An 11,399-nucleotide genomic window follows, 5' to 3' on the forward strand; every position below is an offset into this window, starting at 1 on the left:
CCTATTAGTTGTTTTCAGGACGACCTACGCTGAAGTCGTGTCCCCAGAGGCTGACGGTCGTGAATTCATGCGTGATGTGGTGATCCCAGTCGATGATGGCGCCGCCATAGCCGAACTCCAGGTCGAAATTGGAGGGCGTCTTCATGTAGAACGAGATCATCTTGTCGTTGGTGTGCTGACCCAGCGTGGCCGAAAGTTTGACTTCGCCCTTTTGCATGCGGTCCATGGCACGGCCCACTTCGGGCATGTTGTCCACCTCGACCATCACGTGCACGCAGCCCGATGGAGAAGGGAACTCAGCCAGCGCCAGGCTGTGGTGACGGGCATTGGCACAATGGAAGAAGTGAATGCGGATGGTCGGGCCTTCATCGCCTGCGGGCTTGAAGTTGTAGATGTCCGAGAGACCAAAGCCCAGCACGTCGCTCACAAAGGTTGCGGTCTTGTCAAAGTCCGGTGCGGGCAGCACGGTGTGGCCCAGGCCGTAGTCACCGGTGATGAAGCGCGACACACCTTGGGGCGATGCGAAGTGGGTGAAATCGGACTTGAAGCCCCAGACGATTTCGTGGCGGTTGCCCGAAGGGTCCTGCACGATAGCCAGCTGCTGCACGCGACGCTTGGCGCACAGTGCGGCATTGCCAATTTCGTAACGAACATCAGCGGCTTCCAGCGCCTTGAGCGCCTGCTCAAAGGCTTCCTTGTTGGCCACTTCCCAACCGGATGCAAAGTACTTGTCCTGGCTGCCAGGCTGAACCTGGAAGCGGAACTGACGTTCATCCATCTTGATCAGCAAATCGCCATCAGCGGTGGTGCTGGGCATCATGCCAAGCACGTCACGTGCATAGCTGACCCAGCGATCCAAATCAGAGCTCTCAGCGACAACGTACGCTAGTCCACGTATTTCCATCATGATGCCGGGGCCTCCAACCCAAATCTTGTTTAGTGATGTGATGGATTCTGGTTCTGACAGGGGGTACAAACATCGTCCATTGAGACTAACGAATCACGGCCTCTTGCAACAAATTTCATAGCACTCATCCAATAAACAGAAAGCGATGCAAGCCAATAGGACTAAACCCTTTCAGCCATTTGAGGTAGTCCAGCCCGACGCTCTGGCGACAATGGAGAAAGCAAAAAAGGCCGCACTCCCAAAAGGAAATGCGGCCAACACGATGAACTACTTAGGGATCAACCCGAAAGCTGACCAGCAATCTCTTAATCAGGCGGTCTGAATCTCGTCAGCCTGCGCATAATCGTTGTAGCCCTTGGCACCAGCGGTGTAGAGGGTGTTGCGATCAAACTTGCTCAACGGCAAGCCCAGACGCATGCGCATTACCAGATCTGGGTTGGCAATGAAATGTCGTGCAAACGACACCGCCTGGCCCTCGCCAGCCTGCAGCGCCGCTTCAGCGCTTTCTGCATTAAAGCCATCGTTAAGAATCAGGTTGGCACCAAAGTTCTCACGAGCCAGCTTGAAGGCATCAATTGAAGGCTCAAACAGTGCACGCATGACGTGCAGGTAGGCAATGTCCAGCTTGGCTGCCTGGCGCATCAGCTCTGCATGGGTGGCCTCAGAGTTTTCATCCGAGGTGTCGTTGAAGGTGTTGCCGGGGTTCAGGCGCAGGCCCACGCGGGCAATCCCAATCGCTTCACCCATGGCAGCCAGACACTCCACCGCAAAGCGCGCACGGCTGGCAGCGTTGCCGCCGTATTCATCGGTGCGCTGGTTGGTGCTGGAGTGCAGAAACTGCAGGCTCAGATAGCCACTGGTGCCGTGCAGCTCTACGCCATCAAAACCCGCATCCACAGCGCGCTTGGCGGCTGCAGCGTGCTCGGCAATGGCTTTGCGCACTTCGCCAGCACTCAAAGCGTGAGGCACATCAAAGTCCTGCATGCCAGCGGCATCGGTCCAGATCTTGCCCTGCGCCTGAATGGCCGATGGTGATATCGAGCGCACACCCGCAGGCTTGATCTGGCTGCTGCCAATGCGACCCGAATGCATGATCTGCAGCACGATGGAGCCACCGCGTGCATGCACTGCATCCGTCACCTTGCGCCAGCCCCGCACATGCTCGGCCGTTTCAATGCCGGGCTGGCGGCAATAGGCTTGGCCCGTCACTTCAGGCCATGCACCTTCAGCAACGATCAAACCTGCATCACCGCGCTGACCATAGTGCTCGGCCATGATGTCCGTGGGCGTGCCATCTACCTCTGCGCGATTGCGCGTCATGGGCGCCATGACAACGCGATTTTGCAGTGCAATCTTGCCGAAATGGGTGGGCGTAAAAAGCGTTTGATTCATACCGACTCCTTAGCGCACACGCATGCGCGGTGCTGGCGTGCCACGGCGCATGGTTTTGAGAAACTGCTCCAGCGGCGCAGGTGCTGCCACTTGTGGCAGCTCATCCTTGCCGGGGCGGTTGGCCCAGAACTCTTTCCAGCTAGGGAACAGGTCGTGAAAAGCACCGTGATAGGGCTCACGACCGGGCCAGCGCATCTTCATGTCGCCAATGGGCGGCTTATTCAGATCGGTGGCATACCAGTAGCAGGGCAGACGGCGGCGGAAGAACCACTCACCGTCAATGCGCTCGTAGTCATCCCAGTACAGCATCTGCATGATGACCCACTCGGCACCGCACTCATGCTCGTTCTTGGAATAGACGACGCCGGTGGCGTGATTCTTGTCCACGAACTCGATGATGTGCTGCCCCAGATGATGGGAAGTGCCCGTGAACTGGTCACGCAGCGTACTGTCCTGCCAGGCCATGAAATGATCACGTCCAACCTTGTCTTTGCCCACCTTGATATCGGGTGCAAACAGGTTGACGTGGGCATCCATGTCACGCATGTCCAGCGACAGGGAGTACTTGCCAGCCAGCTGACGAATCGCATCCAGCGACTCCAGCCTGTCGATACGCTCTTCCAGCGTTTTTGGCCACTGATTCACGGGTTCACTCATCTTCAACTCTCTCTTACAGCGCCGTCACCAGCACAGCCGAACGACCGCCATCCACAGGCAGCGAGGCACCGGTCACATAGCTGGCCTCATCGCTGGCCAGGAACAAAATGGCATTGGCCACTTCTTGCGACTGACCGACGCGCCCCATGGGGATCAGCTTTTCCGTGGTCTGGCGAGACGCCTCATCAGCCAACATGCCGGCAGTGGCGGGCGTTTCGATCACCGCAGGAATGATCACGTTCACGCGCACACCCGCAGCAGCACCTTCGGCAGCCGCTGCACGCGAGAAATTAATCACCGCAGCCTTGGCTGCCGAGTAGCCCGCCATATAGGGTGTGCCCAGCGTGCCGCAGATCGAGCTGAGGTTGATGATGGAGCCGCCACCATTCTTCATCAGCTTCAAGGCCGTGCGCGTGCCCCAGAAAGTACCGTCCACCGACGTGCCGAAGTTGGCTTGCCAGTCTTGCGTGGACATGGCTTCAATGCCACCCCAGGTATAGGCCATGGCGTTGTTCACCAGAATGTCCAGCTTGCCGTGCGCCTGTGCAGTTTGCTCCAGCGCGCCCACAATTTGAGCCTCAATCCCCACATCGGCCACAACCGCTTCAGCCTTGCCGCCCGCTGCCTTGATCTTGGCAACGACTTCATCCAGCGCTTCCTTGCGGCGACCGCAAATCACCACCGTGGCACCCTCTTGGGCGAAACGCTCTGCCGTTGAAGCACCAATGCCGGAGCTACCACCGGTAACGAATGCCACTTTGCCTTCCAGACGCTTGCTCATATTCATACTCCTTACAGGAAGGCGCTGCCGCCGTTGACTGCCACGTTCTGACCGGTCACAAAACCGCTGTCATCGCTGGCCAGGAACACTGCCACCTTGGCAATGTCATCGGGTTCGGCCATGCGGCCCATGGGCACGCCAGCGATGATGGCATCAGCCCATTCCTGAGGAATGCCTTGCATCATGGGTGTGTTGGTGGGGCCGGGAACCAGCGTGTTCACGCGGATCTTCTTGGAGGCCAGTTCCTTGGCCATGCCACGGGTCAGACCCATCAGCGCAGCCTTGGAAGCGCAGTAGTGAGCAGGGCCGTCACCGCTGACAGCCGAGGTGCTGGAGATGTTGACGATGGCGCCGCCCTGGCCTTCTTGCATCTGCTTGACCGCTGCACGGGCGCAGTAGAAAGCACCATTCAGGTTCACGCCAATCACGCGCTCCCAGGTGGCATCGGTGATATCGGCAAACTGATCCACAGAGCCCACGCCTGCATTGTTCACCAGCACATCCACAGAGCCCAGGTTTTGCTTGATTTCAGCAAACAGCGTGTCAATGGCTGCGCTGTCACCCACGTTGACGGAACGTGCCAGGTGCTTGCCGCCCTTGCCTTCCAGCGTCTGCTTGGCAGCTTCTTCGTTCAGATCAACCGCCACCACGGTAGCGCCTTCATCTGCAAAACGCTGTGCAATCGCACGGCCCATGCCTTGGCCGGCCCCTGTGACCACGGCCACTTTTCCTGTTAAACGCATTTTTGTCTCCTTGTTGATGTGCAATCAAGATATGGAGACAGCGTAAAAAGAAAATGGATTCAGCCCATCGTCCATCAAGACTAAGCAAATTTGTTTAATTTGCTACTCAATCAGGAGCACGCAGCGCAATACTGGCGTTCGAAAAGAGAATCTTGGATCTGAAATAAAAAAGCCAGAACTCGTGAGAGTTCTGGCTTATTTTGGAGGCGCGAACCAGAGTCGAACTGGTCTAACCGGATTTGCAATCCACTATATCCATTAAGAATCAATAACTTGCGACCAAACCGCTCATACCCACTGATATCGATGCCGACTAAAGATGAACAGCTAGCGTCGAAAGCATACGGCGGCATAGTGGATTCATAGAGTTTGATTTCAATCAATCTATATACTGTATGCATGTACAGTCATCGACTCTTGAGCGGCATGCCCGTCCAACTCACTGCCTCCCCAGTTGCTTTGCCTCTGGCAGATTGCAGCGTGCGCGCAGGCTTCCCCTCTCCAGCCGAGGACTTCTCCGGCAAACGGCTGGACATAGCCGAGCTGCTGGTTGAGCACCCGCAGGCCACGTACCTATTGCGGGTGGCCGGGCCATCCATGCGCGAGTACGGCATCGATGACGGCGACCTCATCGTGGTTGACCGGGCACTGCGCCCACGCCATGGCAGCATCGTCGTGGCCCTGCTTGATAACGACTTCACCGTTAAGGTGCTGCACAACGCTGGCGGCTGCTTCAAGCTCAAGGCCGGCAACCCGACCTATCCCGACATCGTCCCCAAAGAGAACCAAGAGCTCGCAATCTGGGGCGTGGTCAAGTCCTGCATCAAACGCTTTGCATGAGCATGTATGTTCGCGCTCATCGATGGCAACAACTTCTACGTCAGCTGCGAGCGGGCTTTCCGGCCTGCTCTTGAGGGCATCCCTGTCGTCGTCCTGAGCAATAACGACGGCTGCGCCATCTCACGCTCCGACGAGGCTAAGGCCCTGGGCGTGAAGATGGGCCAGCCGTTTTTTCAGTTGCGCGATCTGGTCGAGCACAAAGGCCTTGTCTGCCTCTCCCCGAATTTTGAGCTGTACGGCGACATGAGCGACCGCATGATGACCCTGGCTGCCGGCCTGGGCCCTACCCAGGAGATCTACAGCATTGATGAGTCATTCATCGGAGATCTGGACGGCGTGCGGGATCTGACCCGGCGCGCCTTCGCCATTCGTGCACGCATTCTGAAATGGACCGGCATCCCGACATGCGTGGGCCTGGCTCCCACCAAGACCTTGGCCAAGCTCTGCAACCATGTTGCCAAGGATTCAGAGCGCAAGCCGGGCAGCTACCCCGCCGAGCTGCAGCGGGTCTGCAACTGGGCCGAGCTGTCCAAGCAGCAGCGCATCAACATTCTAGGCCGCACGCCTGCCGGCGAGATCTGGGGCGTGGCCGGCGCATCTCGGCCCAACTGGCCGAGCAAGGCGTGCTGACGGCGCTGGACCTTGCCAGGCTGCCCGCTCATGCCGCGCGCGATGGCTGGAGCGTCGTGCTGGAGCGCACCGTGCGCGAGCTGCAAGGCGTCAGCTGCATGAGCTTGGAGTTGGCCCCAGCCGCCAAAAAGCAGATTGCATGCACTCGCAGCTTCGGCCACCCCATCACCACCCTCCCCCCACTGATTGAAGCCGTGAGCGAATTTGCAACCAGGGCCTCAGAAAAGCTGCGCGCTGGTGGCTTGCGCGCAGGTGCCCTGCATGTTTTCGCGCACACCTCGCCATTCAGACCCGGTCCCAGGTTTTACAAAATGGCCGTGATGCAGTTGCAGCCCCCGTCCTCCGACACTAAGGCCCTAGTGAACGCAGCGGTGCGCGGCTTGCGCATGATCTATGAGCCCGGCTACCAGCTCTCCAAGGCCGGGGTGATGCTGCAGGATCTGTGCTCGGCAACCGTGCAACAAGGCGACCTGCTTTTCGAGGAACCCGGCCGCGATCAAAGCAAGCTGATGGAAGCCATGGACAAGGTCAACAAGCGCTTCGGCAAGGGCACGGTGCATGTCGCCAGCACCGGCTTGCCCGAGCAGGATGAGAGCGGCTGGCGCATGCGCCAAGAGCTTCGCACTCCACGGTACACAACAAAGATTGAAGAAATACCGATCGCTAGAGCCTAATAAACAGGAATCAGCCTAGCATGCGAACGTGCGCGACAAAATAAATTTCTTACGCGGCCCCCACCTAATTTACTTAAGAAATTGCTTTAATTCAGGGACAAAATATACTGCCATACCAATACACAATGCAGCCAATATTGCAGCAATTGCAGGGTAGAAAATATTATTCATCAGACCCTTATTGCTTTTCCCTTCACCAAGCGCAATATTGTTTCTCCCATTCAATTCATCAATATTTCGACCCTTTAGTATCTTGTCTCCCGTTGTGATATTTCCATCGAGATTAACTTTTTTTGCACCCTTAACATCAAACATCGTCATCCGCTGGCACTCCTATACAAGAAAAACGTAACTACTTACTCTTCCACCATTTTCTGGAACGGGCAATTTCCGGGTCCAGGAGAACTTTATATTTCAAAAATTTTCCAGAAAAGCCTACAGGACTGGTATATCTTCCCGATATAACCCATTCAGGAATTTCAGTGAACGTGCAATTTTTCGCGGTTATGTTTCCAGCATCGGCTGCTTTGACTCCAACTCCAGCATATATGGAAACATTTGAAATATCCAAGTCTGCACCATTTCGCAAATCTATACCGACATCCCAGCCATATATTGCAACGTGCTCGCCAAAATTTATTTCACCACCATCAATAGTAAATGCTGTTGGCATGAAAATCCTTAAAGCATGCAGTGCTTACGAGGTTTGAAAAATATTGAAAATCATTTTTTGCAACACAAATATAGTGTACTTTAACCGCTAGAACAACATGTCATGAGTTCTGCAAAACCAAAATGCAGAAAAGCCTCCCCGATGCCGAAGCACCGGGGAGGCTTTCATATTTAGATGGCCGCTTTGAGCGGCCGCTTGCAGTTGGCCAGCGCCGCTTGCAACTCGGTTTCGTAGCCCTCGCGGCGCTCAAGCTCGGCGCCGGAGGCTTGGACGTACATGTCCACGTCTGCACCAGCCGGCAGGTGCTCGGTCGGCATGCTCGGCCGCTCTGGCTCAGGCTCATCACAGGGCACAGGTACAGCGACCTTGACCTGTTGAATCTCGACCCTCGCCGGCGGCGTTGCTCCGCAACCAGCCAGGAGGATAGCAGCCGCCAGCGCAGCCGAGAGTAGGGATAGACGGCGCATCACTGACCTCCTCCAGACTTCCGGGACGCCAGCAGCTCAGCCACTCGGGCCTGTGCGCTTGCGCATGCATCGCCAGGCACTGACACCGGCGTGCTCAGGATCTTGTCTGCGCGGGCCTTATGGCCAGCAGCGACCGTAGCCGCTTGTGCCCGCGCCTGGTCGCGCTCGCGCTTGAGACCATCACCAGCCAGCTGCAGCGCATCAACAGCTTTTGTGCATACGTCTGCACTCCTGCGCGCCAGCGATTCCTTATCGGCCGCATGATCGGCATTGGATCTGGCCAGGGTTGCCGCGTCACGCTGACCCACGTACATCAGGGCCAGGACCACATTGCCCGCCAAGCTCAGCAGCAGCGCCAGGGCAAGCGCTGCAGCAGCTTTTGCTGCGGCCGTCATTGCACTGCCTCCAGCGCCTGGGCATAGTTGCGGGCCCACTTTGCGCGCAGATCCACACGCTGCTGAGCATTGCCGCGCTCATAGGCACCAGGGCGCCAGGTGCGCAGATACTGTTGCCATGCGGTCTCTGCGTCGCCCAGCTTGGGCAACGCCTTGGGATCAGTCCACAGCAGCAGGCGAGCAAGTGCAGCTGCAAGCACATCATCAGTCTCTATGGCCTGCCAGATCGCTGTAGGCGACAGTGCTACACCGCGCTGCATTGCGACCTGCTTGAGCGGTTCATTGCTGGCTGAGTGCAAAAACACACCCCAGACGCCGCCTCGGCTGGCTGCAGTGCCAAGCTCGAACTGCCAGAAGCCGCGCGCCGGGCCCTTCGCGCCCGGGCGCCCTTGCACGATCTGATAGCGGTGCTCGAAGCGGCTTTCCTGCAGACCGATGGTCAGCAGCATCACCCGAGCCTGCGGCGTATCCATGCCGGGAGACAGCAGGGCCAGCGCCGGATTGATACCGGTCTTGATAATTTGATCAAGCGTCATGACGCCTCCTGTTTCTCGGGCGCATACCAGCGCACCACGTTGAGTACGAGCCCGGCCAGCACGGCCGAGTTGAAAATTACGTCTGCGATGCTTGACCAGGTGCCAAACATCAACGGCTGCAAGCCAGACGACATGGCCCCGGCTAGCAGCAGCGCGTAGCGAGCGCGGGCTAGCCGAAATCGCCGGCTGATGTTCGAGTTCAGCCGGCAGATACAGGCCCAGCCAATGGCCAGGCAGATGGCGAGATTGACCATTGCGATGAGCTGATGGGTTTCCCACGTCATGTCGCACCTCCATCACCGCCGGCGCGGCGCTCCAGAATTCGCCCTAGGCGCTCAAACACCCAGCGGGCCAGCCGGGGCCAGTCGTCACCAATGCCGCCCACAAGCAATGCAATAGGGGCAAGCATCCAGTTGGTTTCCTCAAAGCCCAGCCATCCGCCCGCAAGCGTTGACAAACCCGCAGTGATCAGCAGTGCCGTCGCATTGAGCCGCAGGAAGTACCCTGCCGCGCCCAACCTGGCCGATGGGTCACGCCGCCCCAATGCCCAGGCCGCACCCACTGTCGATGCGATCAGGATCACGGCATACGGACCTATCACACCGGCCAGCGCGGGGCCGAAGAGCACTGATGCCAGCGCAATCGCAACATTGGTTGGTTCCAGTTGATTCATAGCCCTCCCTCGGGCATAAAAAAACCCGCCGAAGCGGGGCTAGAGACGAGCGAGCAATTCGATGAACTTTCGGCCCATCACCTGATGTCCAGCATCATTGGGGTGTAAGCCGTCAGGCACTGTCTCACCTGGTGCGGTGAAATACAGCTCATTGGCAGCTGCAATCCATACAGGCAGATTCGATGAGGAGTAAAGATCAAGCCAAGGCAGCGAGTAATGCGCCGCATATTGCTTGATTAGCTCGGAAAGTTGCTTCAGCGTATAGCCCGAAGCATTTGGAGCCGCCGCACTTCCCCAATTACTGAAACGAGGCAGAGGCGTGACAACGCCGATGGGCACACCGAAGAACTTGGCAATCAACCCGCTCAACAAGGTATTGATGCAACCGGACATGGTCGCCGTACCTGTGTCACCAAAGGCCCCCAATGGGAGATTGGTCCCACCTGCACCAGCCCAATCGTTGGTTCCCAGGAAGACGGTGATGAAATCAGGTGATGACGTGATCGTGTCTGCAACACCGCTGCGGTTGTAATAGCCGCTCCCACCAATGCCATAGTTGTCGATCAGCATCCCGCCGACCAGCTGGCTCACATAGTCGTGATAGTTGAGATTGGATCGGTAGGTCTTCTGAGTAATGCTGTCGCCAACAACGACCCAGCGCTTGCCGCGCAATCGCCCAGCAGTCGATCCAGAGAACAGTTGCCGGGCAACTGCATCAGCCAGATGCCGCCCACGTATGGAGCCGATCTCTTCGACGACTTCGATCTTTAAAGAGGCGCGAATATCCCAACTGAAACTTGGGAAAACTAAGTTCAAGAAGGCAAATTTTGCGCTGCTCCCCAAAGGCACGGACAGTAAGCGTGTGGACGAAGTCTCAGCGACCAATGGCTCCAGTCCATTGAGCGAGTAAATATCCAGCGGATCGTCGTTTGCCTTCAGAATGACCCCGAATGTCGTCGACGAGAACGAGGATGCAGTAATCCGATAGGTGAGCCCCGGAGTAACAGGAAAACGCCCAAGCATCGTGCCCGCTGATACGGAGATATTTCCGTAGTTTGCAGAGCCCGAGGCCAGGTTGATATAGCGGTCTGCGACGTTTCGCGATGCGTCATACAGGTTTACAACCAAGCTACCCAGGTCACCCTTACCGACGGGCTCTTGCGCAATGAGGCCCGACACTGCGGCGCGCGCCGTCGCGTCCGGGAAGTCAATGGCCGATATCACATGGACAGAGACACTGCCGCGGATGTCCCAAGCCCCACTGGAAAGCATGACGTTGATGCATGCATACTTGATGCTGGCATCGTTAGGCACAGTGAACTCGCGCTCACCGGCAACGCCTCTATCAACAAGCACACCGACAGCAATAGATGCACCAACAGTCAAGGCCTTACTGGCTCGGTAGGCTAGCTTGAAGTTGGAAGCGCTAAACGACGAGGCTTTAATCCGATAGGTATTGCCTGGTGTGACAGGGATAAACGCACATGCCGCAGTAGCTGATGCCGACAGGGCACCATCGGACGTGCGAAGGTAGTAGCCAACAAACTCATTGGCGGCACTGTAGATTTCAACCGGAACAGCACCCTGGAATGCCCGAGATACGCCGTCTACAGCGGCCACAGAAGGAAATTCAGCCACCAAAGTGCTAACTGCGGCGCTGGTACGGCGATACATAGTCGTCGCCACATTTCCACTGCCTTGAACCTTGAAGGTTTCGCCATCGGCTACAGCTGCTCGGCCGGCAGCTTCGGTCAAATACATAGGACCAGCGGCAGCGACAGATGCATCGCGCGCTAAGACAGCCGCATCCCGGGCCGATGTAGCGTCATCCCTGGCAGCAATCGCATCAGGCACGGCCTCCTCCACGCCCTTCATAGAGACGCGAGTGCGGCCAAACCGATCCACCCAAGTCTTGCCCTCGCCGTTTACCGCGTCATCGGTGTTCTGCGCGTTGTCAAACAGATCACGGGGATCTGGGCTCCCCAGCGGGTTGCCTGTGTCGAATGTCGTCATGTGTCCTCGCACAAAACA

14 protein-coding genes, 1 tRNA gene and 1 pseudogene are annotated in these 11,399 nt (G+C 57.3%); 2 read left to right on the forward strand and 14 right to left on the reverse strand.

Annotated features, from left to right (window positions below):
* Window positions 1–4: 4 nt before the first annotated feature.
* From CLU84_RS14170 to CLU84_RS22070, 6 genes are all read right to left on the reverse strand, one after another.
* The gene (locus CLU84_RS14170) at window positions 5–907 is read right to left on the reverse strand and encodes a VOC family protein (RefSeq protein ID WP_199173738.1); all 903 of its coding nucleotides are present in this window, start codon (window positions 905–907) and stop codon (window positions 5–7) included.
* Between the two features lie 309 nt (window positions 908–1,216).
* Complete coding sequence (locus tag CLU84_RS14175; protein ID WP_099737713.1) at window positions 1,217–2,299, reverse strand: alkene reductase; 1,083 nt, start codon at window positions 2,297–2,299, stop codon at window positions 1,217–1,219.
* A gap of 9 nt (window positions 2,300–2,308) precedes the next feature.
* Window positions 2,309–2,956 (reverse strand): nuclear transport factor 2 family protein, encoded by a 648-nt coding sequence (locus CLU84_RS14180; protein WP_099737714.1) that lies wholly within the window; start codon window positions 2,954–2,956, stop codon window positions 2,309–2,311.
* Between the two features lie 13 nt (window positions 2,957–2,969).
* Window positions 2,970–3,737, reverse strand: a complete 768-nt coding sequence (locus tag CLU84_RS14185; RefSeq protein ID WP_099737715.1) for an SDR family NAD(P)-dependent oxidoreductase — start codon at window positions 3,735–3,737, stop codon at window positions 2,970–2,972.
* Window positions 3,738–3,748: 11 nt separating this feature from the next.
* Complete coding sequence (locus CLU84_RS14190) at window positions 3,749–4,480, reverse strand: SDR family NAD(P)-dependent oxidoreductase (protein ID WP_099737716.1); 732 nt, start codon at window positions 4,478–4,480, stop codon at window positions 3,749–3,751.
* 201 nt (window positions 4,481–4,681) lie between these two features.
* A tRNA-Cys gene (locus CLU84_RS22070) sits at window positions 4,682–4,791 on the reverse strand.
* Between the two features lie 115 nt (window positions 4,792–4,906).
* Here CLU84_RS22070 and CLU84_RS14195 point away from each other — a divergent pair.
* Complete coding sequence (locus CLU84_RS14195) at window positions 4,907–5,320, forward strand: LexA family transcriptional regulator (protein WP_182312461.1); 414 nt, start codon at window positions 4,907–4,909, stop codon at window positions 5,318–5,320.
* Window positions 5,321–5,326: 6 nt separating this feature from the next.
* Window positions 5,327–6,624 (forward strand): annotated as a pseudogene (locus CLU84_RS14200) (Y-family DNA polymerase).
* 69 nt (window positions 6,625–6,693) lie between these two features.
* Here CLU84_RS14200 and CLU84_RS14205 read toward each other — a convergent pair.
* The 8 genes from CLU84_RS14205 to CLU84_RS14235 all read right to left on the reverse strand — a co-directional run bounded on the left by CLU84_RS14205 (window position 6,694) and on the right by CLU84_RS14235 (window position 11,381).
* Complete coding sequence (locus tag CLU84_RS14205) at window positions 6,694–6,945, reverse strand: hypothetical protein (RefSeq protein WP_099737718.1); 252 nt, start codon at window positions 6,943–6,945, stop codon at window positions 6,694–6,696.
* Between the two features lie 31 nt (window positions 6,946–6,976).
* Window positions 6,977–7,297 (reverse strand): hypothetical protein, encoded by a 321-nt coding sequence (locus CLU84_RS21940; RefSeq protein WP_144445467.1) that lies wholly within the window; start codon window positions 7,295–7,297, stop codon window positions 6,977–6,979.
* Between the two features lie 170 nt (window positions 7,298–7,467).
* Complete coding sequence (locus tag CLU84_RS14210) at window positions 7,468–7,764, reverse strand: hypothetical protein (RefSeq protein WP_099737719.1); 297 nt, start codon at window positions 7,762–7,764, stop codon at window positions 7,468–7,470.
* Entirely contained in the window at window positions 7,764–8,159 is a 396-nt protein-coding gene (locus tag CLU84_RS14215) for a hypothetical protein (RefSeq protein ID WP_099737720.1), read from the reverse strand. The genes CLU84_RS14210 and CLU84_RS14215 overlap by 1 nt, the downstream gene beginning before the upstream one ends.
* Window positions 8,156–8,695, reverse strand: a complete 540-nt coding sequence (locus CLU84_RS14220; protein ID WP_099737721.1) for a hypothetical protein — start codon at window positions 8,693–8,695, stop codon at window positions 8,156–8,158. The genes CLU84_RS14215 and CLU84_RS14220 overlap by 4 nt, the downstream gene beginning before the upstream one ends.
* Window positions 8,692–8,979 carry a hypothetical protein gene (locus tag CLU84_RS14225; RefSeq protein ID WP_099737722.1) on the reverse strand — a complete coding sequence of 96 codons (288 nt, stop codon included), beginning with the start codon at window positions 8,977–8,979 and terminating at the stop codon, window positions 8,692–8,694. The genes CLU84_RS14220 and CLU84_RS14225 overlap by 4 nt, the downstream gene beginning before the upstream one ends.
* A complete protein-coding gene (locus CLU84_RS14230; RefSeq protein ID WP_099737723.1) occupies window positions 8,976–9,368 on the reverse strand; it encodes a hypothetical protein in 393 nt (130 codons plus the stop codon). Before CLU84_RS14230 ends, CLU84_RS14225 begins: the two co-directional genes overlap by 4 nt.
* A 39-nt stretch (window positions 9,369–9,407) precedes the next feature.
* Entirely contained in the window at window positions 9,408–11,381 is a 1,974-nt protein-coding gene (locus CLU84_RS14235) for an SGNH/GDSL hydrolase family protein (protein ID WP_099737724.1), read from the reverse strand.
* Window positions 11,382–11,399 lie beyond the last annotated feature (18 nt).

Origin of the sequence: Comamonas sp. 26 (assembly GCF_002754475.1) — a bacterium.
Taxonomy (GTDB): Bacteria; Pseudomonadota; Gammaproteobacteria; order Burkholderiales; family Burkholderiaceae_C; genus Comamonas.